We start from the raw sequence: 22,590 nt of genomic DNA, 5'->3' as shown, positions 1-22,590 counted from the left end.
CAAATCAGGCACCCACCTGAAGCTTTACTAGTTCTGCGTAATATCCGCCCTGTCTTATAAGCTCTTCATGTGTTCCGCGTTCTGTGATCTCGCCGTTCTGCATAATGAGAATCTGATCCGCATCTTTAGTAGTTGATATTCTTTGTGCAATTATTATCTTTGTGCATTCAAAATCCAGATCCTTAAGGCTTTCCTGAATTGCTTTTTCAGTCTCAAGATCAACAGCCGAGGTTGTGTCATCAAGTATAAGAATCGAAGGTCTGACAGCAAGAGCTCTTGCAAGAGATATTCTCTGCTTCTGTCCTCCTGAAAGTCCTACACCTCTCTCTCCAACAATCGTTTCATATCCCTCAGGCATTTTTGCTATAAAGTCGGCAGCCTGAGAATATTTCGCAAATCGTATAACTTCATCCCTGGTGATATTCTGATCACCATAAGCTATATTTCCGTCAATCGTATCCGAATACAGAAGAACATCCTGCGTTGCAAGGCCAATATTACCTCTTAACTGATGGAGCTTGATTTTACTTACATCTACACCATCTACGAGAATCTGCCCATTTGTAGGTTCATAGAATCTCGGTATCAGATGGATCAGTGATGTTTTACCGCAGCCCGTCTCTCCCATGATCGCTATAGTCTGACCGGGCTTTGCCTCAAAGGAGATATTTTTAACAACCGGAAGCTTTCCATCCGAGTACTGGAAGGAGACATTTTTAAACTCGATTCTTCCCTCAAATCTCTCAGGCATATCCACACAATCGACGCTGTCAACAATCTCGGGTTCAGAGTAGTAGATTTCCATAACCTTTATTGATGCGGCCGAAAACCTCTGAAATTCATTCATAATGTTTCCAAGCTGTCTCATAGGATTTGCTATAGCCCAGGTAAGACCGGAAAAAGCCACAAACTCTCCCATTGTCATCTGCCCTGCAATGAGGAAAAGACCACCTATCAGAAGAAGTATTACCGGAAGCATATTTGCAGTAGTTTCGATTATCGGAAAATATCTAAGCCAGGTATAAGCTGTTCTTTTATTGGTATCCCTGAAATCCTTATTGCATTCATCAAAGTTTTCTATTTCATAATCCTCTCTGGCGAATGCTTTAACAACTCTGTTACCGGAGATATTTTCCTGCGCCATGGTATTCATTCCGGCAAGCTTTTCTCTTAGAAGCGCATGCATAGGCGCAACTTCCATCTTGAATTTCAGAATTATAAAAAGGATCAGCGGTGCAACTATCATAAGACAGATCGCCATTTTCCAGTTCATTATAAAGAAATAGATTCCGGTTGCTGTTATAAGAGATACTGCCTCCACAACCATTCTGACAACCCATGCAACCATATGCCTTACAGCATCAAGATCACCTGTCACTCTGGTCATAAGGTCACCTGTTCTATAGGTGCTGTAAAACTTCATGTCCTGTCTCTGTATTTTGTCATAGAGATAATTTCTGACTCTGAAAAGAACACCCTGAGATACCTTTTCATATCCAAGGCAGTCAAAATAAACGATTATACAGCGGGCAATAGTAAAAGTTATCATCATGGTTACCAGTCCGTAAAATTCACTCCTGTGAAGCACATAGTACTCTCTGGCTTCGCTTCCCGATAAAAACCTATCTACTATTTGAGATGAAAAATATGGCACAGTAAGCTGCATCATGTTATAAACAACAGTCCCGATTATTACCAGCACATAAAGTGCCCTATAACCTTCCATATTATCCCAAAGCCACTGCAGCCTTGTTCTGGGGAATTTCAATTCAAGCAAACTATCTTTCATAATAATTTCTCCTCATTAAGTGTTTCGATATCAAATTAAAACGCTTGTAATAAAGAATAAAATTACTCTTTAATTACAAGCGTCATTTTCAAATCTCAGCAGATAATATACCCTGTTATATAATGCGTCTACTTAAATATTCTGTTCTCATATGCTCATATTTTGTCATTTTTTACACTTATTTTTTTTGCTCTTTGTTCTCTTCATCTATATTTACATCTTCCTTGTCATCACCTATGAAAAGTGCCCTATATTCACCAGGAGCCATGCCCTTCTCTTCATGAAAAACTCTGTTAAAACTGGGTATGCTCTGAAATCCTGAGAGCATTGCAATTTTAGTCAGCGTCAAATCATTTTGAGTAAGAAGCTGAGTAGCTTTTTCAAGCCTTATCATATTGAGCCACTTACTGTAATTCATACCGGTTACATTTTTAAATATTCTGGAAAAATAATCCTTGGAAATGCCAGCCATCTGTGCCATGGTAGCCTGCGAAAGGTCATCCGCGGTAAGGTTATTCTTGATATAATCCGTAACCATTATCATTCTACGCATCACATCATCTTCGTAGCCATCAGGCGAACTTGACCTTAGTTCAGGATCAAATTCATCTCTGTGCTCATCAAGCGTAAGCATGAACTCCATCAAAAGCATGCAGCAGCGAAGCTCTCTGTCCGAGCCACCTCCAAGAAAAATCTCCTTCATTTTATCGGTGATTTCCTTAAGCTTTGCAGCAAGCTCCGGATGAGCATATATGCATATCACATGAAGATTCCTGTAAAAATGCATTATGCGCTGAAGGTCAAAAAGAGAGTTCATAAACATGTTGCTAAACTGTATAACAACCGCATTCTCTCTGTCAGCATCTATTATTGCATGCATCTCCATAGGCCATACGAGAACAAAATCACCCTCTACCAGATTGTAGGTGCTTTTGTTTACTTTATAAATATTCGTCTTACCGGGGCCCACAAGCAGGATCTCTCCATAAGAATGCCAGTGCATCTTATAGCTTCTCTGTTTGTAACCGGTAGACAAATTGAAAGCGCTTATATTGTCAAAATCATATATCTCATACTTACTGTAATCCATGTCTTCATCCTGTCTCTGAATTTTATATATCATATAATTTCCTTTCATTATACAGTAAATGAGCGCGACATTTAAGATAGACAAATAAAATTATAAAAATGATAGCATCAGAGCTTGTGTTCATCCTCTTATTTTTCGATATGACATATATCATATTTTGAATTCGCCACTACGCAAAAACTGATAACAATAAAGTCAAAACATAAGAAGTATATTTACAGGAACAGGATTATATTACATATTGACTTTTAAACAAATTTCAGGGAGTTTATGATACATGAAAAAGCACACGACAGATATGACAACAGGTAACCCTGTAAAGCATATACTACTCTTTGCTCTGCCGGCACTTATAGGAAATATTTTTCAGCAGATATACAATCTGGCAGATACCATTATTGTCGGAAGATTCGTTGGTGCTGATGCACTTGCGGCAGTTGGTGCCACTGCATCCGTAACCTTTCTCTTTTTCGCACTGTGTAACGGAATCGGCGGAGGCGGTGGAATAATCGTCTCACAATTTTACGGAGCTCATGATGATGACAACGTAAAAAAGAGTATTGTAAATACCGGAATAATAATGCTAATTGTTCCCCTGTTTTTCGGAACCATTGGATTTATATCCTGCGAAGCACTCCTTAAGCTTCTTGGCACGCCCGAAGCAATACTTGCTGACTCCGTATCCTACATGAGATACATGTGCGTTGGATTACTGTTTGTTTCAGCTTATAATTATCTGACCTCAATGCTTAGAGCGCTTGGTGACTCAAAGTCTCCGCTTTATTTCCTTATTATTGCAGCAGTCATCAATGTTTTTCTCGATATTTTCCTGGTTTATTTTTGCAAAATGGGAATAAACGGAGCCGCCATAGCCACCATAATCTCGCAATCGATTGCTGCTATCAGCTGCGGATTATACGCCAGAAAGGTTAATCCTTACTTTAAATTGAATAAGAATGATCTGGTATTCAGATCAGACCTCGCAATAAAGATTATCCGCCTTGGTGTTCCGATGTCACTACAATTTGCCCTGATTGCCATTTCTTCAATGGCTGTACAGAGAATAGTCAACTCCTATGGAACTGTAGTTGTTGCAGCCTTTACGGCAACAAACAGAATCGAACAGCTTATTCATCAGCCATATGCTACACTTGGCGCTGCAATAGCTACTTATTGCGGACAGAATTATGGAGCAGGAAAATATGACCGCGTATACACCGGATACAGAAAAGGCCTTATGATCATGGCCGTTCTTACTGCAGTAATGGTTGTCAGCATACAGGTTTTTGGAGGAACAATAACCTCCATGTTTGTATCTGACAATGATGTAATCGCCCTTGGCTCAATGGGTCTAAAGATAACAAGTCTGTTTTACATTTCACTTGGACTTATATATGTAGTAAGAGGAGTCCTTACAGGAATCGGAGATGCATTCTTTGCACTATTTAACGGAATCGTCGAAGTAATTGGCAGATTTACAATACCTCTTTTCATAACCCAGTACATGGGCATGGGCGAAAAAGGTATCTGGATTTCAGCCGGTATCGTGTGGGTATTAAGTGGTGTAACCGCCTGGCTTCGATTTGCCACACATTTCGGTGAGGCAACAAAAGTTGCCGAGCCCACACAATGAAGTACTTCCTTCCCGCACCGCCTGCATAGGCACTGTGAAAAGGTTCGAGTAACAAAAATTCCCACAACCATTTTATATAAAATAGTTGTGGGAAAGTTTTTGTCAGTTATCAAGTATTTCAAAAAATGCTGCTTTAAGGTTTTCGGATATTTCTGACTCTCTTATGTAAGAAGCAAAATCGTCCTTCTTCATATCCATCATGGCATTGTAGATTTCATCCTTTTTCACGGTTTCGATCCACGCATTTTCAAGAATACCGAATATCAGGTCCTTATAATCATTTTCCGAAAGTTCGATATTTTTTACTGATATACGTGCTCCGTCTTCAGACTTTACATCATTAATCCTTATGGTCAGTATTTGTTTATTTAAGTCTGCTTCGGTCTCGAAGGGTCTGCTTGCATTTATTTCTGTTTGCTCTTTCTTCTTAACACCGAAGATCTTTATCTCATAGTCACGGCTTCCCGGTATAAGTGAAAGATCTCCGACTGAACCATCAATAAATATCTCGATTTCAGAATTTGCGCTGCAAAGTTCATTTCCTTTTTTCTTAAACTTAACTCTGTAGTCTGTCTGTGCAAATTTGCCGTTTTGATAATCCATGGTTATACCATCATCTTCGTACAGAGTATAGCTGCCGTCTGTGCCTGCCCCTACATAGAGCTTAAGTGTTTTTGGATTAGCCGTTCCATTTACGGTATCCTCTCCCGAAAGCGGAAGAACACCTCCGGCCTTAAGAAGTACCGGCATCTCATTTATTTTTCTATAGAGTTTCCTCTTCTGCTTGCCCTTATAAATTCTTCCGTTTTGAATATCATACCATCTACCCTCAGGAATAAGCATGTTTACTGCAGCCTGCTTTATTACATTATCCATAGGCTCAGTGATTGCTCCGACAAGTAAGCTTTCTCCGAATCCATATTCATTAGGAACATGATATGAACGTTCATCATCAGGCATAAGATAATACATAGGTCTGACAAGTGGCCTGTCTTCCTTGTATGCTCTGTAGTTTTCCGTATACAGGTATGGAATAAGCCTGTGTCTTAGACGCATATACTCAGCAATTATGCTGTGATACGGCTCACTTATTGCCCAGGGCTCTTTATTTACAAATGCACTGGAGCTGCTGTGGAGCCTCATAATAGGTGAAAATACGCCAAACTGAACCCATCTTAGAAGTCTCTCATCATTTCTGTCGCCCAGCATATGTCCGCCAATGTCATGGCTCCACCAGCCATATCCGATGTTACTTGAAGTACTAGTAAAGAAGGGCTGATAATCCAGGCTTCTCCATGTGGCTTTGGTATCTCCCGAAAAGCCAACCGGATACCTATGACTTCCGGGACCGGCATATCTTGAAAAAATCATGGGCCTTACATTTCTATCCTCCTGATCGTGATAATGATAGTGATTTAGGAGGAAAAGAGGATCCACGTCAGATGGTTTATCTCCCGTTCCCTGTTGCCAGTCAATCCACCAGAAATCCACGCCGTCATTTTCATAGGGATGCATCACTTCATCAAAATATGCTTCCCTGAACTTTCTATCGCCAAAATCAAACTTAACAGGTTCTTCGGTTTTGGGATCAATCCCCATCCTTTTTGCAGTCTTTTCATACATATCCTCAAATGCCCTTATTCCATCTGCAGGATGAAGATTAAGTGTCGTCGACAGCCCCTTTTCGTGAACCCTTTTGAGGAACCTCTTATAATCGGGAAAATATTCCTTATTCCAGCTATAGCCGGTCCATCCGGTTCCGTACTTTGGATCAATGTCAGTTATGTGCCAGTCCATATCGATAACCGCCACAGAAAGAGGAATCTTTTCTTCTTCGAATCTATCCAGAAGTTCAAGGTAAGAATCCTCTGTATACCTGTAGAATCTGCTCCACCAGTTACCAAGGGCATACCTGGGAATCATGGGCGTCTTGCCGCAAAGCTTATAAAACTCGGACAATCCCCCATAGTAATCACTACCAAATCCAAAGAAGTAAACATCAACTCCTTCGTATTCTCTTTTCCTATATTCTGTTCCATCAATGCAGACGGCACTCTTACTGTCGTCAAGAGTTGCGTATCCCTTCCTTCCGAATATTCCGGGATCAAGAGGGATCGGACCATCCGAAAGATCAAGTGTCCTTGCTGTTCCAAGGAGATTTCCATCCATATTGGCATGGCCCATACCATAGTTCCAGGTTTGCCCGGTGCTTTTTACAAGAACTGTAAGTCCTCTTGTAGAGGGTGCCTGCTCATCATATTTTAAGAGTAATGAACCGGTATCTACTTCAATGCCTTCACTGCTTCTTTTTAGCTCATAGGTACAGTCTTCAAAAAAACGATTAACTATTCCGGTTGTCTGCCTGTCCTCAAAATAACCATCTTCCTGATATTCAATCCTCAGCATTCTCTCAGTAAGAACAGTAATTCTATATTTTTCACCCTTAATGTATTTTAAAGTCATCTTTTTATCCGTTTCTTTTTTAACTCTTTATATCAGTTTCTATATATCATCTGCTTTAAATAGCCTTTAGTGTAATTAACCCTTTACTGATCCGGAGAGACCCTCAACATAGAATCTCTGTAACCATATAAAGAGAATCACAATGGGAATCGCAACAACAACCGCGCCGGCTGCAAACTGCGTGTAATATGTATCAATTCTCTTAAAGTCTGTAAGCCAGTACAAACCGACAGCTACAGTATATGAGCTTTGTTTATCGCCAAAAAGCATGCTCGGGAAAATGTAGTCAGACCACGCGCCAAGGAAATTTCCCAAAACCGTATAAACAATTATTGATTTCGAAAGCGGCAGGGTTATATGGGTAAAAATCTGAAATCTGCTGGCGCCATCAATTATTGCAGCTTCGTCCACAGCTTTTGGAATAGTATCAAAAAAGCCTTTACTTACGTGATATCCCATGGCAGCACCTGCAGCTCCTACTACTATAAGAGCCATAAGCGACTGATTGAGTCCGATACCCTTTAATATGTTGTAGACTGCAATAAGAGACATAAATCCCGGGAACATGCCTATGATCATCAGCACATTCATAAATCCTTTTCTGCCACGGAATCTTGTTCTACTAAGTACGTAGGATGTTGCAAGTATTATAAGTGTATTGATCACGCAGCTGCACACTGCAACGATCATTGTATTTACCCACCATTTTCCAAAGGGTAAAACGCTCTGATTGGAAAACAGATTCTTGAAATTATCCAAAGTAAAACCATGAGGAATAAAGTACCCTACATAATATCCCTGCTCAGCCCTGAATGCGGTAAGCACAATCCACAAAATAGGAAATAGCCATATGATTCCAAGAATGGTAAGTGCTATATAGCCTACATTTGTCTGTGTCACTCGCATTATCATCACAAGTGTAAAATACGCAAAGAAAAGTCCAAACCACATGCCAAAGCTATAATTTTTGTTAAGGAATGTTCCTGACAGCCCTGCTTTTTCATAAATGCTTTTTCCCGCAAAAAGAAGAAGTGTCCAGAAAACAACATTTACACCCTGCACATACTGCCATATTTTCATTCCCGGCACCGTTGTCTTAACAAGGCTTATAACTCCAAGGACTGCTGAAATGATCGTGAGAACAGTTGCAAGCAAAAGAATAAAATAGGCTTTGGATTTTCCGTCTGAAGTAAGTACATACATGCAGGTAGAAATCATATTCATATACCCGTATTCACTTTTTACAAAAGAAACAAACATGCATATAACCGATGCAAATATTCCGATAAGAGCTTTTAGGTGAAAATCCAGATTCAATCCTATTACTACTTTTTTCATTACTGGAAGCCCTCCTCATTTTTCATGGCACCTGACCTTGAGAATGAGATCAGAGTGAAGGTTGCTGATATTACAAATATTATGATTCCTATCGTCGCAGCCAGATTGTAATCATTGCTGTCCTTTGTGAGCTTATACAGCCAGGTCACAAGCAGATCTGTTTTTCCCGCGCCCTTGAAATAGTCAAGTGTAAGAGGCTCTCCACCTGTCAGGAAATATATTGTATTAAAGTTGTTGAAGTTACTTATAAGGTTAGCTATGAGATATGGAGTTGTTACAAACCACATGTAAGGGAATGTTATTTTCCTGAACATTGTTATAGGTCCTGCTCCGTCAATTCGTGCACTCTCGTATAGCTCTCCGGGAATGTTTAAAAGTATTCCGCTGACCATCAGCATTGTGACAGGAACACCTATCCAGAAATTTACAAGTATTACGCTGACTCTTGCCCAGGTCACATTTGATAAGAACGGAAGCGCAGATGATGTAAAGCCCCACTGCTGAAGAAGTACATTGAATATTCCGCGCTCGCCAAGCATTGTTGATACAACTCTAAGAGATATGAATCCGGGAATTGCCATTGTAATAACAAATATTGTTCTCCAGAACTTCTTGAACTTTATGCCTTTGGAATTGATGATCATCGCAAGAATCATACCGCCAAAGTAGCAGGTAAAGGTCGCTGCAAAGCCCCATATAAGTGTCCAGCCAAGCACCGGCCAGAATGTCGCTGAAAGCCTTTCACCTGCGGAAAGTAAGGTAAAGAAGTTCTTAATTCCCACCCAGTCAAAAAGATTTCCCGGCGGCTGATGATCCTGATCATAATTCGTGAATGCCATCAGAATCATATATATGAGAGGCATTACCGTAAATACCAATAACCCAATGACGGGAACTGAAAGCAGCAGGAAATGAATATTCTCATTTGCAAGGCTCTTTATATCCTCTAAAAGTCCCTTTGGCTGTTTTCCTGATTCTTTCAGTTCTCTTGCCTTTTCTCCGGAAAAAATTGAGAAAAGCCAAACTGCCAAAAATGCAAAGCTGACTACCAGTGTCATAACTCCGTAAAGGAGTATCAGCATGGAATTATCACCCTTTGACACTTCATAAATTCCCAGGGCTTCATTAAATGTCATTCCCTGAGTGCTGTCGCCCAAAGTAATTAGTTTACTTATGTTGTGGGCACCGGACAGTATCATAAATGCGATATATAAAGCCTCGATCATCAAAAAGATAAGTCCTTTTCCTACCTGTCCGTTCTTTATGTTGGAAAGTCCACTCAGAAGGTAGGACAGCCTTGAAAAGCTGTCCCCTTCTGTAAAGATCGTTATAAAATTTCTGCCTTTTAAAGCTTTAGTTTTTGATGCTTTACTTTGTACCATGTTTTCCCTCTTATTCTGTAAGTGTTCCTGTTACACTATCTACAAGAGCATCAAGCTGACTCTGAAGGTTAGCACTTGTAACCTCTCCGTAGTAGATACCCTCTCCAAGAGCCTTCATAGGATCCCAGTAATCTCCCATCTGAGGAATGCTGGGCTGATTTGTTGCGAAGGCAGCCTGATCATTAAGAGCACTTGCTACAAAATCATTTTTGATCTCATCATTGTCTGAAAGTGATTTAAGAACCGGTACATCACCCTGCTCCTTATATCTTGTAAGTGAGCTGTCCTTGTTTGCCATATATACAGCAAGCTGCTGTGCACAAAGGGGATGAGCTGTATTTGACTTAACTGTGATTGTCTTAAAGTCTACGAAGTTTGAAAGCTGAACATCACTTCCACTGATATTTGCTGTGGGAAGCGCCACTGCTCCGAGCTTATCGCCAAGAGCCTCTCTGAATTCAGGAGCACTCCAAGCGCCGCTTGTAACTGCGCCGAGCTTACCTTCCTTGAATGCATTTCCGCCAACTCCGTCTGCATCTTCAAGATATTTTGCATTGGTCGCAAGACTTATCATATACTCACCTGCTTCAAGTCCTTTTTCATTATTAAAGCTGCACTCTTCGGCATTCTTACCGTCTTCTCCAAAAAGTGTGCAACCATTGCCAAGGAAAAACATCTCTGCATACCAGGAATTTGTGAGCTGTGTGCTAAAGTTCCACATTCCATCACCGAGATCCTTGTCCATCATTGTGTCAAGATTCTTTATCTCATCCTCGGTAAAGAGCTCCTTATTGTAGTACATGAAAAATGTATTAGGTGAAAAGGGCACTGCATAGGTGAGCCCATCAACCGTAACCGCGTTAATGGCACTTTCCGGAAGGTCAACTTTTAATTCATCAAAGTCTTTGGTGATGGGAAGCAGTAACCCTTTACCCGCAAGATCAGCAACACCGCCGCTGGGTGTATAGAAAATGTCTGCCGCTGTATCTGAATCTGTTTCAAGCGCCTGAGGTGCTTCATCGATTCCTACAACAGCAATTTCATATGTGATATCGAATTCATCATGAGCTGCATCAAAGTCCTTAACCATCTGGTCTGTGATATTTACTTCCTCTTCAGGTACCCATATCTTAAGGTTAACGTTCTCTGTCTCGCCTGCAGCAGAATTATCTGCAGCCTTAGCTGTTTCTAAAGCTGCTGTGTCAGCTGATGCCTGGTTATCTGATGCTCCGCATCCTGAAAGGCTTGATGCAATTATTGTTGCTGTCATGCTTATGGCAGCCAATGTCCTTCTTTTCATTTTTGTCCTCCTAAATTTAACTGATTGGTTAATCGATTTACTAGAATATACTATGTTTTGGTTAAGCGGTCAACCCACTATTTCAACTTTATAAAGACTGTATAAATGGCATATTTGCATTTTATGTATTTTGCACAACCCTTTTTATAATCTTGTTTTAGTTATTCGTTTTACCTTAAAATCAGACACGGGCAGTCAAGGGGACGGTTCTTTTGGTTCGTTTTCTGAAGCACACAAAATCAGACAAGGGGGCAGTTCTTCTGACTTATTTTGTGAAACAAAATAAGTCAGAAGAACTGTCCCCTTGTCTGATTGAACCGTCCCTTGGCTTATTGCTTTTTAGTTTTATTCTGCCAGATCCCTTACAGATTGTCTCTCTGCTACCTGTATAGGAAGTCTGTCGTCGAGAACCATATCCTTATCGCCCTCGATTATATGGAACAGATACTCGGTTGCTTTTTTGGCCTTCCAGTCAAAATCCTGTGCAATCGAAGTTATCTTAGGAGTCATGAATTCGCAGTCAGGAAGGTTATCGAAACCTATAATGGAAACATCTCCTGGCACTCTTATCCCGCACTGCTTTAAGCCTTCAGCAACACCAAATGCAACTACGTCAGACATTGTTGCTACAGCTGTAATGCCCTTATTGGAAAAGGCAATGTTCTGTCCTATCTCCATGGCATTTTTGTAGGTAGTATCCGTAAAGTAAAGATTTTCATCTCCAAACTTTATTCCGCATTCCTTGCAGGCATCATAAAAGCCCTGGTATCTCTCTCTGATAACGCCCTCTTCTCCAATCTGAGGTGTTACCAGAGCTATATTTTTATGAGATTTTCCAATGAGATATCTGGCAGATAGATAACCGCCGCGATAATCCTCAATACCTACGTTTACTATCTTTTCTTCCGGTGCATATGTATCAATAAAAACCATAGGAACATCTATCTGTTCCTTGATTTCCTTTACCTCTTCCTTGAAAACACCTAAAAAAAGTGCCCCATCAACATTCCAGGATGAGAGAAGAGAAATGATGTCTCTTGGATCTCCAACGCATCTAAGCATCAGATAATAGTCTTCATTTCTCACATATTTTTCAATAGCTGCAACTATATGAGCATTGTACGGATTTGTAAAGAAGTCTTCATCTCTTCCAAGATAAGGTATTGCAAGACCTATTATTTTACTCTCCTTTTTAGCAAGAGACCTTGCAACAGCATTTGGTTTATAATTAGTTTCCTTTATGATATCTTCCACGCGTTTTCGCGTATCGTCCGATACTTTGTGATAATTCTTGTTTAAAACATTTGATACCGTAGCAGTACTGACTCCTGCCAGCTCTGCAATTTTCTTAAGGTTCATGATCTCCTCCGAAGTAATTATATTAACCGTTTAACCTAGCATAACTATACAGAATTCTTGTCTTTTCTGTCAAGTGCGGAAAAATAAAAAAGAGCCCTGGATATTTTAAATCCGGGCTCTTTGTTCAAACTTCTTATTTTTTAACTGTTATCTTACAGGAAGCCTCGTAACTTCCATCTTTTGTCTTTACTGTTATGGTGCAGCTTCCCTTACCTACTGCCTTAACATTTCCTTCGGAATCAACCTTAGCAACCTTCTTATTGCTGCTCTTCCACTTAACATCAGTGATTGTAGCATCCTTTGGCTTAAGAGTTGCTTTGAGCTTAAAGGACTTTCCTACTTTTAATGTCTTGCTCTTCTTATTAAGCTTAACACCTGTTACCTTAACGGCTTTGGTTACGGTAACCTTGCAGCTTGCCTGATACTTACCATCCTTGGTAGCTGCAGTGATTACACATTTTCCTGTTTTCTTCGCATTAACTGTTCCGTCAGCTGAAACGGTAGCAATCTTCTCATTGCTTGATGAAAATACGACATCTTTATCAGTAGCATTCTCTGGTGTAATCTTCGCAGTCAGCTTATACTTTCCGCCCTTACCGATGCTGATTTTCTTCGCATCAAGTGATATACCTGTAGCTTCAACCTTTGTGTCTGCAGGAGCAGGGTTGGTTGTTGCAGGCTGCTCACCGGCAGGGTTTGTAGGTTCATTCGTACCGTGGTTTGAAGGCTCATCTGTACCGGGATTTGAAGGTTCATTTGTGCCTGGGTTTGAAGGCTCATCTGTGCCGGGATTCTGAGGCTCGTCTGTTCCGGGTGTCTCGGGTTCATCTGTGCCCGGTGTCTCGGGTTCATCTGTGCCCGGTGTCTCAGGTTCGTCTGTTCCGGGTGCCTCAGAGCCGCCGAATGCCTCCTCAGCGGTAGCATATCCGTTTATATCTGCGGTGTTGAAGTAAACCTTAAGTGTATCTGTAATGATCTTATCAGGGAGCTGATCATTTCCATTATTGCTTATGATCATGTGAAGATCACCGATGCCGATTTCGTCAGAGGGAACCTCCACATAATACCAGTTATCGCCCATAGAGGTCATCTGAAGTCCCGGCCATCCTCCGCAGATGTCAGGTCTGTTATCTGCCCAGAAATAAGCACAGTTTGATTCCCAGTTATTTTCATCATGGTAATAAACCTTTACAGCTTCTCCGGGTCTATATCCAACAGCTGCTTCTTTGCTTTCAAAGGTTCTGCCATTATTTACATATCTGCTCTTGATATTCTGAATCTTGAGATCCTTGGTCTGAGCTCCATTATTGCCATTATTGAAAATGATATTAAGGTCAGGACCTGCTCCGGCAGGAACAGTGATCTTCCACCAGCCATCTCCATCTTCCTCGCATGCTGCTCCCGGCCAATCACCTAAGCTGCAAGCCTCCCAGGTATAAGCGCAGACTGTGTCCCAGTTATCACTATTGTAAAAATAGATTGTAGTGCTGTTTGCAGAAATTCCAAGCTCGGCTTCTGCAGCTTCTTTTGATGCGTACTTCTTAACCGCAGTATTACCCGCAGTTTTATCAAAAGCCAGATATACATTGTCATCATCTATAAGTACATCTGAAGTCTGTGAACCATCGGTATTAAAGATAATACTGAACTGATCAGTAGCGGCAGGCATCTTGATATCTGCTCTGTACCAGTATCCACCATCATCAAAGGCTGTGTTACCGGGCCATCCACGGGTAAACTCAGTACTCTTTTCACCGTCATAATACCAGGAGTAAGCATTTACTTCTTCCCAAAGCTCAGTGTTAAAGAAATATACAGATTTTGTCTTGAGTCCAAGTGCAGCATCAGCAGCATCCTTGGAAGAAAAGACTTCTGATTTTTCAGGTGTAATGAATGCCTCATTTCCTCCGGTTATTGAATACTCAGGGGTTGTATCGCTGCCATTTGTAAAGCTTATAGTAAAGTCAGATGCAGGAACATTTACTCTAAACCATCCATCGTTCTCACTTACAGCCTTAACAGGATCTGCTGAGTCAACCACCGCCTGAACATTATCCCAATTAGCTGAATTATTGAAGTGTACGGTTGTATATGTATCCTGAGAAGCCTCGGTAAGTACTACAACAGACTCAGCCTGTAAAATACCGTCGATCACACCGTCTTTTACAATGAAAAGATCACCCGCACCCTCAACAGTATTAACATAAGCACCGTCTGCAAGCTTTGTCTCACCCTTAACAGCTACAGAGTAAGCTGCTGCGTTTACTAGAACAGCACCTTCTGCTCCATTTTCATCATATCTCTCGATCATAAGTGCATGCTTATCACCGGGATTTGAAAGTTTTTCCTCATCACCTGCCATCTCTTTTCTGAACTTATTGACAGCAGTGACCTCAGGAGCTTTGAAAAGATCGTTTCCGGCTTCACCGATTACATTGTCACCGAAAGGATTTTCAACAGTACTGTTTTTGGGTCTTGAAAAGAATAAAGGAGTTCCGTCTTTTCTTGCTGCGATTATCGCCCAGCCAAGTACTGTATCTCTGTCATTAACTGACTCATAGCTCTTGTCATTTATGTAGTTATCATGTGACTCTACCCATGTAACAAGCTTATTATCATCAGCCTTATAGTTCTCTTCATCATTTATGTTGTAGCTTTCGAGGTTTGAAACACTGAGGTTATTGGAAACTACTGCATTTCTTATTGATCCGCCATAGCTGCTTGCTGTGGTTCCGCCAATATACTGCTGATATGCAGCAAGTCTGTCATCTGTTCCCTGTAAAACTTCGCCATAAACAAAGAGATTATCATAAGCCTTTTTGCCGGCTTTTTCAGAGTAAGCATTTATAGCAGTTACCATGTTTGGATAAAAATCATTTCTATCCTCTTCTCCTGCATATGAAGCCGGAACTCCGTCATCAGGAAGTGCTATATGCTTTGCGGTGTCAATTCTGAATCCATCTGCACCACAGTTTATACAGTCATCAAGATATGCATAGAAATAATCCTGGAAATCATGATTCTCTGTATCAACGTCATATAGTCCTCCCATGGCATTATAAACAACGCTGACACGGTTTCCGTAATCTACGCCTTCCTTATACTCCTTGTGGTAGAGACTATCCCATCCACCAGCAGCATCTATGAGAGTCTGTGATACCTGATCATCCATAGGTGTAGTATGGTTAGGCAAAATATCAACAATAATACCTATTCCATATTCGTCCGCAGTATCGCACATTTCCTTAAATGCATCTCTATCTCCGAGCTGATAATTACCAATTTTCCAGTCTGTGGGCTGGTAGTGATAATACCATTTGCCTCCATTCTCTCCTGAACCATTCAGTTCAAGTGCAGGGTTAGTATCAAGGCATGTATTTATAGGAGAAGTCTGGACAGCGGTAAAGCCTGCCTTGGCAATCTGTGGCATCATCTCCTTTATTGTCTCAAAATCCCAACAAAACGCATGAAGTATTGTTCCGTCATGAATTGAGTTTCTGCTTACTGATGAACTATCATTTATCGTTTCGACATCATGATTTTGTGTATCCTTAGCAGCCTGCTTTTTATCCTCAGAATCGTCATCACCGCCATCTCCGAGAACTTCTACTTCTGCTTCATATGTTTCAAAATCAGTTGCCTGATCCTCTGAGTCTTCCGGAACATCTTCTTCATCGGTTAATAAGTTTTCTGAAACTGTAGCATCCTTCTCATTAGCTGTAACCTCTTCTTCAGAAACAGTTGCTTCTTCATTTTCAGGAGTGATAGTTTCATCACTAACTGTTTCTTCTACTAAGTCCTTATCATCGTAAACCTCAGATAATTCCTCGCTTTCCGCAGCCAAACCATCTTCCTCTGCCGCCATGGCATTTATTGACGAAAGTGTAGAAACAGGTGCCCCGGCAATCATGGATAAACTGAGGGACGCGGTTATTAACCGTTTAACCCATAGTTTACTATTTCTCATATAAACCTCCCATTATACGTATGCATTATACTGTTAATCGATTAACTCCAATGTCATAATTTTAAGCTTGAGAATCAATTAATGTCAATTGTTCAAAGCTTTTATATTTGGAAAACGTTTTTTGTAACTTTTTAACAAGTTTTTTCTTTGTTACCTATTGCTAACTAATCCATTTCGAGTTATAATTTCGTTAGCTTAAGCTAACGATTACGGACAGAATGTGGGGAAATATCATGCCTGAAAATATAATAATTGAGAACTGCTCTCCTACTCTTGCAGGGATAAAAACAGGTAATCTGTTTTCAATAGATACTGCAATTGTGAAGGATGTGCATGAAGAATTAAGAGAGTTAAACGGTATTCTTTCATCAAAAGGATTACGCGCCATTCCGCTTAAAATCACAGATAAAAAGATTCTTATTTATCTTTATCGTCCAAAGAGATTACAAGCTGATCTTGAGTCAGCGGAAGCAAAAAACATATTGCTCCAAAAGGGCTATAGATGCAGTTCAATAGAAGAATACATCGTAAATCTTATACGTCATATACATGAGGATGATTGTTTCCCTCACGAAATTGGATTATTTTTGGGATATCCTCCGGTAGATGTAAAAGGTTTTATGGAGGATACAAGAAAAGGCGTTAAGTGTACCGGTTACTGGAAGGTATACGGTGACAAGGAAAAAGCAGAAAAGACCTTTTCCAGATACAAGAAATGTACTGATATTTACAAAAAGAGTTTTGCCAATGGAAAGCGCCTTTCACAGATGATAGTTGCCTAAAAACGGGTAAAAATTCCTGTACACAAAGAACAGTGCAAGGACGATAAAGCATATCGTATATGCCACATATTCCCATGCTCTGGTCCTTTGCTCTCCTGTTTTTATAAACACTAGTGCCTTATAAACAAGATATATAAGTATCAAGGGCATAAGTGTAACTGACAATATGTTATGCCCTAAAGCGCCATGGAGATTACCTTTACAAAGTTCTATGTAAGCATGCGTCATGCCGCATCCGGGACATTTTAACCCTGTGGTAAGCCTGAATATGCAAGGTATTCCATAGCCTGTGGTAGTATAAATAATAGCATTTGCAGCAAGTATCACTGCTACAAATGCTATTTCTTTTATAAGTTTTATAGTTCTTTTTCTTTTATCCATTATGATCACTGTGCAAAGTAGTTATCAATTCCATTTGCGATTCCTACTGTCATCAGTCTCTGATAGTCAGGTGATGCCATATTGGTATCATCAGTAGGATTTGACATATATCCCATTTCTATGATGGTAGAAGGCACATTAGCCCAGTTAATACCGGTCATTGTGTCTGTCTCCCATACATACTGCTTCTTAAAGCCTGTAGATGCGCAATACGCATCAAGAACACAATCAGAAAGCCTTCTTGACTGATCGTGAAGTCCTCCATTATATGGATTAGAAGGGGTCTGACATATTGTAAGTGCACCGTTTACCGATGTATTATCGGAACCATTGGCATGAATTCTGATAAACGCCTCAGCACCTGCACTATTAGCTATCTGTGCTCTGTCGACATTACTAAGACTAACATCCTGAGATTCTCTTGTCATAAGGACATTATATCCTCTGCTTTCAAGCTCAGCCTTAAGCATAAGTCCAATAGTCAGATTAAGCTGTGACTCGGAAAGTCCAGTGGTTTTTCCTGCTGTTCCCGCAGTAACCTTCATCTTCATATTATCCGAACCGGGACCATTGGGTTCCTTGTCTGTCATAGCCTTGGCCTGATGGCCAGGATCTATTACAACAAGATGTCCGCCGGTATGAGGTGTTGCCACAGGTTCTGAAGCCGCTACAGATGTTTCCTGAGCTACGGTTTCTTCGGGATTTTCCGATACTTCCTGTGCTGCAGAGTCTGCTGATGTTTCCTGCTGTTCTGCCACCTGCTGCTGAGTTTGTTGTCCCTCGTTTTGTGAAGGTTCACTCTGAGATGCTTCTGTAACCTGTTCTTCTGACAGTTCTTCTACTTTTTCTCCAGAAGTAGCATCTGCATTGTTAGAAGATTCTTCATCAGAATTATCACTCATTTTTTCGGTTCCTTTTTCTTCGGACTCAGAATCATCTTCACTCTTGTCTTCAGACGATTCAGCTACAGCTCCATTCTCAGACTCAGCTTCATTCTCGGTTGAAACTTCATTCGAATCTGAAACTTCATTCGAAGCACTGACACTATTCTCTGCTGCAGCATTATTATCTGAAGCTACACTCTCTTCTGTCATAGCCAATTCAGTTTCCGGTTCAGCATTTTTATTGCTTACACTTGAGCCCTTAAACAAAAATGCTACAAAAACAGCCAATAGCGCTATAAAGCTCACCCCAAGGATTGCATATGGCAGCAGCTTTCTTGTTTTTTTATTCATTAAACGTCCTCAATTTTAATAAGGTTAGTATTACCTGACTCACCATTTGTAACACCGCCGGTTATAACAATTTTATCCCCTTCCTTAAGATCAAAGGTCTCAATAGCAACCTTCTTAGCACTGTAAAAAAGTACGTCTGTGGAAGGAAATACGTCACACATCTTAGGAGTAACGGCCCATGAAAGTGAAAGCCATCTCCAGGTCTTCTCATTTGTTGTAAGACCAATAATATCAACAGGAGAACGGAATCTTGAAACCATACGTGCGGTACGCCCTGAAAGCGTGCAGGCAACTATAACCTTAGCATCAAGGTCAATTGCCATTCCGCAGGTCGCATGTGATATAGCATCAACGTCGTTCTTAATGATGAAGTCGTAGTTATAAAATCTCTTGTTATAGTGGATGTTCTGCTCGGTTGTCTCAGCAATTTTAGCCATGGTCTCAACAGCCTGAACAGGATAAGCACCTGCAGCTGTCTCACCTGAAAGCATTATAGCGCTTGTTCCGTCATAAACAGCATTAGCGACGTCGGAAGTCTCCGCTCTTGTGGGACGCGGATTGTGGATCATAGACTCAAGCATCTCTGTGGCTGTGATAACTCTCTTACCAAGCATACGGCACTTTGTAATAAGATCCTTCTGAATCGCAGGAAGCTGCTCGAAGGGTACCTCAACACCCATGTCTCCGCGGGCAACCATTATACCGTCACACTCAGAACAAATCTCCTCTATGTTGTCAAAACCGGACTGGTTCTCAATTTTCGCAATGAGCTGAACCTTATCATCTCCGCCGTTTGCCTTAAGGAAATTGTGAACATCCACAAGATCCTGCTTTACTGAAACGAATGAGCATGCAATAAAATCTACGTCATTTTCAACACCGAAAAGGATGTCAGACTTATCCTGCTCTGAGAGGTAAACCTGCTTAATATGCTTACCGGGGAAGCTCATACTCTTCTTATCTGAGAGCTCACCACCTGTCACGATCTCAGTCTCAATTCTTGTTCCATCAGTACTGATAACCTTAAACTCAAGAAGCGCATTATTAAGAAGGATTCTGTCTCCCTTATAAAGCTCTTTTGCAAGGTTCTTGTAGCTTACAGAGACGATTGTCTCATCGCCCTTTATATCTTCAGTAGTAAAGGTGAATTTATTTCCTGCCTCAAGGTTAACCTTACCATCCTTGAAGGTGCCGATTCTGTACTCAGGTCCCTTTGTATCAAGCAGAATAGCTATCGGAAGACCAAGTTCTTTTCTTATCTTCTTGATCCTCTGAATTCTTGTCAGCTGCTCCTCATGATCTCCATGTGAAAAGTTTAGTCTTGCAACATTCATTCCTGCCTTGCAGAGAGCTGCAATCATCTCCTCAGATTCACTTGCCGGTCCAATAGTACATACAATCTTGGTTTTTCTCATTCAAATCTCCTGTCTATAATCATGTTCATAGTCATTCAATAAATATAATATATATAAAACTTTTTATCCATATAAATATTGACTAAAATGAGCCAGTAACTAAATACTAAACTATCACTTACTAATATTTATGGGTTTATTGGCTGTATGATAACCCTTAGCGGATACACATCTTAGCATATCCTGATACTTATTGTTTTCCTTAATATAAAGCTTATATTTCCTTGGTCCCTCAAGATCGAGCATCAGCTTGTTATCACCTGCTTTTCCTACAGTAAGATCCCACTTTTCATCATTGTGGTCAAATGACATGCTAAACTGCTCCTCTATGGCAGGATTACCAACTGTAAAATCTCCTCTTGTGGATGCCACCAGAGCATTAAGCGCAGTAAGATTATCCTTGCTTATCCTGAACTGACCTTCAGGTCCATCGGCAACGCAGATATCTGCCTCATTACATAATACAAACATATCAACTTTGAATTCCCTAAGATGATTAGACATAGCCATCAAAGAAATGATCACTCCGAGACATACGAGTAATGCAGACGCGAATAATACCCCCAAAATAACTGCCTTATTAACACCTTTTTTCATATTGTTCTCTCCATCTAGTAATTGCCTTGGCCTTGGCCAAGACTTTTCAGTCATGTTTATTTTCCGATCAGCATTGTTACCCCATACAATATCGGCTGGTGAATCATATATACTATAAGCGAGTGCTTACCAAGCCAGGAAAGAGGCTTTATATCTACATGGAAAATACCTGTTTCAAAGTATTTTTCAAGAAGTCCATATAGGAAGTATCCTACCATGAATAAGAAGAACCATGGCATAAGTGAAAAATAATCGGATGAATAAAAGCCATTTTGCATAAATCCAAGGTATGTTAGATGCATATTGGATAGGCCGTCGCTTTGGCCACCTGTATAAAGGCTTTCCGGAAGACCTATTTTCAAAGCTCCAAGACTTAGATATCCGCTGTTTATTGACTTAGTAGCAGCAAATAACAGGGTGAAAATCACTAAGCCCAAAAGCGGTTCAATTTTAATATTTAATGAGAATTTTTCAGATCTAAAAAAGTGTAAGTAGCATCCAAGAAAAAGCATGGATGATCCGAGCATGGTAAGAACACCGAAATATACGGGTGATTCCGGAAGTGCAAGTAATGTAATGCAGGTTACTATAAATCCGCACAGAAATACTATGGCGCCGTTTCTAAGAGGTTGTCTTGCAAAGTGCATGCAAAAGCCGGATATAATTATGAATGTCCAGCATATACTCTGTTGCCACAGATAAGTGCCAAAGGTGCCATACCAGGGCATACTGAATCCCTTAATAAATTTAAGATCCCAGCATAGATGATATATTATCATGCTGATCATGGTGATGCCTCTTATCGTGTCAATTGTTTCCAGTCTCTTACCTTTTGATGTCATACTTTTCTCCGATAGCTTTCCCAACATTTACTTGAAAATGAGCTGCTTTCCAGAGAACTCCGGACAGCAGCCCATAAAATGATTCTATTAATTTAATGTCTTAGTGTCAACACAAATTCTTGCCCTATCTTTTTAAACATCAGGAAACTACTTCGATGACCTTCTTAGGACATTTCTCTGCGCATGCTCCGCAGTGTGTACACTTATCCTGGTCTATTGATGCAACATTGTTCTCAACAGTGATGGCACCGGCAGGACAATTCTTTTCACAGATATGGCATGCTATGCAGCCAACCTTACAATACTTGTTAACGGCCTGGCCGGGATCATTTGATTTACAGCGAACAACCTCTGTAGCATCATAGGGAACCAGATCGATCAGATGACGGGGACAGATATTTATGCACTGTCCGCATGCCTTACATGCATCTTTGTCAACTACTGCTATTCCGTTAACAACATGGATGGCATCAAACTGACAAACACTTACGCAGCTACCGCCGCCAAGGCAGCCGAAGGTACAAGTCTTGGGACCGGCACCGGGAACCTGATTAATCACGCGGCAATCATTTGCTCCGTAATATTCATATCTCTGGGTTGCCTGCTCGCAGTCGCCGCCGCAATGAACATATGCAACCATGCGCTTTGCATCGCCGGCATCAACACCCATAATGCCTGAAATAACAGCTGCAACAGGAGGTCCTCCAACAGGGCATTGTGAAACGGGAGCTTCGCCCTTTGCTATCGCAGCCGCACAACCTGAGCATCCGGGGAATCCGCATCCACCGCAGTTATTTCCCGGAAGAGCTTCTAATATAGCCTGTTCTTTCTCATCTACGTCTACGTGCAGCTTCATGTCAGCAACGCCAAGAATTATTCCGATAAGAATACCGACACCGGCTACTACTACCGTAGCTATGAGTACACCACTAATCATAATTGTCATCTCCTTATATGCCCCTCATCCGTCAGCTTCGCTGACACCTTCCCCCCAAGGGGAAGGCAGGGAAATTCTCA

At 40.8% G+C, this 22,590-nt stretch carries 16 protein-coding genes; 2 read left to right on the top strand and 14 right to left on the bottom strand.

The window, feature by feature from the left end; translation table 11 throughout:
• Positions 1–4: 4 nt before the first annotated feature.
• Positions 5–1,789 (bottom strand): ABC transporter ATP-binding protein, encoded by a 1,785-nt coding sequence (locus G586_RS0105280; protein WP_051204571.1) that lies wholly within the window; start codon positions 1,787–1,789, stop codon positions 5–7.
• Between the two features lie 178 nt (positions 1,790–1,967).
• Positions 1,968–2,912 carry an AraC family transcriptional regulator gene (locus tag G586_RS0105275; protein ID WP_026526891.1) on the bottom strand — a complete coding sequence of 315 codons (945 nt, stop codon included), beginning with the start codon at positions 2,910–2,912 and terminating at the stop codon, positions 1,968–1,970.
• Between the two features lie 244 nt (positions 2,913–3,156).
• Here G586_RS0105275 and G586_RS21850 point away from each other — a divergent pair, with 244 nt between their 5' ends.
• Positions 3,157–4,512, top strand: coding sequence for an MATE family efflux transporter (locus G586_RS21850; RefSeq protein WP_051204569.1), 1,356 nt, complete (start codon positions 3,157–3,159; stop codon positions 4,510–4,512).
• A gap of 102 nt (positions 4,513–4,614) precedes the next feature.
• Here G586_RS21850 and G586_RS0105265 read toward each other — a convergent pair whose 3' ends face one another.
• From G586_RS0105265 to G586_RS24670, 6 genes are all read right to left on the bottom strand, one after another.
• Positions 4,615–6,975, bottom strand: coding sequence for a glycoside hydrolase family 31 protein (locus tag G586_RS0105265; RefSeq protein ID WP_026526890.1), 2,361 nt, complete (start codon positions 6,973–6,975; stop codon positions 4,615–4,617).
• Positions 6,976–7,050: 75 nt separating this feature from the next.
• Positions 7,051–8,313 (bottom strand): sugar ABC transporter permease, encoded by a 1,263-nt coding sequence (locus tag G586_RS0105260; RefSeq protein ID WP_081674215.1) that lies wholly within the window; start codon positions 8,311–8,313, stop codon positions 7,051–7,053.
• Positions 8,313–9,695: a carbohydrate ABC transporter permease gene (locus G586_RS0105255; RefSeq protein ID WP_026526888.1), complete on the bottom strand. Its 1,383-nt coding sequence runs from the start codon at positions 9,693–9,695 to the stop codon at positions 8,313–8,315. The genes G586_RS0105260 and G586_RS0105255 overlap by 1 nt, the downstream gene beginning before the upstream one ends.
• Positions 9,696–9,705: 10 nt before the next feature.
• Entirely contained in the window at positions 9,706–10,995 is a 1,290-nt protein-coding gene (locus G586_RS0105250; protein WP_026526887.1) for an extracellular solute-binding protein, read from the bottom strand.
• Between the two features lie 345 nt (positions 10,996–11,340).
• On the bottom strand, positions 11,341–12,354 hold the full coding sequence (locus G586_RS0105245) for a LacI family DNA-binding transcriptional regulator (protein WP_051204567.1): 1,014 nt from the start codon (positions 12,352–12,354) through the stop codon (positions 11,341–11,343).
• Positions 12,355–12,487: 133 nt separating this feature from the next.
• Entirely contained in the window at positions 12,488–16,321 is a 3,834-nt protein-coding gene (locus tag G586_RS24670) for a starch-binding protein (RefSeq protein WP_081674213.1), read from the bottom strand.
• Positions 16,322–16,554: 233 nt separating this feature from the next.
• On the opposite strand from G586_RS24670, the gene G586_RS0105235 reads away from it, so the two are divergent.
• Positions 16,555–17,103, top strand: a complete 549-nt coding sequence (locus tag G586_RS0105235) for a DUF3793 family protein (protein ID WP_026526885.1) — start codon at positions 16,555–16,557, stop codon at positions 17,101–17,103.
• Here G586_RS0105235 and G586_RS21835 read toward each other — a convergent pair.
• The 6 genes from G586_RS21835 to G586_RS0105205 form a co-directional block, all read right to left on the bottom strand.
• A complete protein-coding gene (locus G586_RS21835) occupies positions 17,083–17,484 on the bottom strand; it encodes a DUF2752 domain-containing protein (protein WP_155834026.1) in 402 nt (133 codons plus the stop codon). The genes G586_RS0105235 and G586_RS21835 overlap by 21 nt on opposite strands.
• 5 nt (positions 17,485–17,489) lie before the next feature.
• Entirely contained in the window at positions 17,490–18,719 is a 1,230-nt protein-coding gene (locus G586_RS24665; protein ID WP_051204564.1) for an N-acetylmuramoyl-L-alanine amidase, read from the bottom strand.
• Positions 18,719–20,134 carry a pyruvate kinase gene (gene pyk, locus G586_RS0105220; protein ID WP_026526884.1) on the bottom strand — a complete coding sequence of 472 codons (1,416 nt, stop codon included), beginning with the start codon at positions 20,132–20,134 and terminating at the stop codon, positions 18,719–18,721. Before pyk ends, G586_RS24665 begins: the two co-directional genes overlap by 1 nt.
• A 114-nt stretch (positions 20,135–20,248) precedes the next feature.
• Positions 20,249–20,731: a hypothetical protein gene (locus G586_RS0105215; protein ID WP_026526883.1), complete on the bottom strand. Its 483-nt coding sequence runs from the start codon at positions 20,729–20,731 to the stop codon at positions 20,249–20,251.
• A 56-nt stretch (positions 20,732–20,787) separates the two neighbouring features.
• A complete protein-coding gene (locus tag G586_RS0105210; protein ID WP_026526882.1) occupies positions 20,788–21,573 on the bottom strand; it encodes a heparan-alpha-glucosaminide N-acetyltransferase in 786 nt (261 codons plus the stop codon).
• Between the two features lie 139 nt (positions 21,574–21,712).
• Complete coding sequence (locus tag G586_RS0105205) at positions 21,713–22,510, bottom strand: RnfABCDGE type electron transport complex subunit B (RefSeq protein WP_330363239.1); 798 nt, start codon at positions 22,508–22,510, stop codon at positions 21,713–21,715.
• Positions 22,511–22,590 lie beyond the last annotated feature (80 nt).

It is taken from the genome of Butyrivibrio sp. VCD2006 (assembly GCF_000423925.1).
Classification (GTDB): Bacteria; Bacillota; Clostridia; order Lachnospirales; family Lachnospiraceae; genus Butyrivibrio.
This window is presented reverse-complemented; position numbering and strand designations above follow the sequence as displayed.

What these genes read in the sequence shown, in the direction of transcription:
- G586_RS0105280 (WP_051204571.1), bottom strand. Translation starts at nt 1,789, where the DNA reads ATGAAAGATAGTTTGCTTGAATTGAAATTCCCCAGAACAAGGCTGCAG.
- G586_RS0105275 (WP_026526891.1), bottom strand. Translation starts at nt 2,912, where the DNA reads ATGATATATAAAATTCAGAGACAGGATGAAGACATGGATTACAGTAAG.
- G586_RS21850 (WP_051204569.1), top strand. Translation starts at nt 3,157, where the DNA reads ATGAAAAAGCACACGACAGATATGACAACAGGTAACCCTGTAAAGCAT.
- G586_RS0105265 (WP_026526890.1), bottom strand. Translation starts at nt 6,975, where the DNA reads ATGACTTTAAAATACATTAAGGGTGAAAAATATAGAATTACTGTTCTT.
- G586_RS0105260 (WP_081674215.1), bottom strand. Translation starts at nt 8,313, where the DNA reads ATGAAAAAAGTAGTAATAGGATTGAATCTGGATTTTCACCTAAAAGCT.
- G586_RS0105255 (WP_026526888.1), bottom strand. Translation starts at nt 9,695, where the DNA reads ATGGTACAAAGTAAAGCATCAAAAACTAAAGCTTTAAAAGGCAGAAAT.
- G586_RS0105250 (WP_026526887.1), bottom strand. Translation starts at nt 10,995, where the DNA reads ATGAAAAGAAGGACATTGGCTGCCATAAGCATGACAGCAACAATAATT.
- G586_RS0105245 (WP_051204567.1), bottom strand. Translation starts at nt 12,354, where the DNA reads ATGAACCTTAAGAAAATTGCAGAGCTGGCAGGAGTCAGTACTGCTACG.
- G586_RS24670 (WP_081674213.1), bottom strand. Translation starts at nt 16,321, where the DNA reads ATGAGAAATAGTAAACTATGGGTTAAACGGTTAATAACCGCGTCCCTC.
- G586_RS0105235 (WP_026526885.1), top strand. Translation starts at nt 16,555, where the DNA reads ATGCCTGAAAATATAATAATTGAGAACTGCTCTCCTACTCTTGCAGGG.
- G586_RS21835 (WP_155834026.1), bottom strand. Translation starts at nt 17,484, where the DNA reads ATGGATAAAAGAAAAAGAACTATAAAACTTATAAAAGAAATAGCATTT.
- G586_RS24665 (WP_051204564.1), bottom strand. Translation starts at nt 18,719, where the DNA reads ATGAATAAAAAAACAAGAAAGCTGCTGCCATATGCAATCCTTGGGGTG.
- pyk (WP_026526884.1), bottom strand. Translation starts at nt 20,134, where the DNA reads ATGAGAAAAACCAAGATTGTATGTACTATTGGACCGGCAAGTGAATCT.
- G586_RS0105215 (WP_026526883.1), bottom strand. Translation starts at nt 20,731, where the DNA reads ATGAAAAAAGGTGTTAATAAGGCAGTTATTTTGGGGGTATTATTCGCG.
- G586_RS0105210 (WP_026526882.1), bottom strand. Translation starts at nt 21,573, where the DNA reads ATGACATCAAAAGGTAAGAGACTGGAAACAATTGACACGATAAGAGGC.
- G586_RS0105205 (WP_330363239.1), bottom strand. Translation starts at nt 22,510, where the DNA reads ATGATTAGTGGTGTACTCATAGCTACGGTAGTAGTAGCCGGTGTCGGT.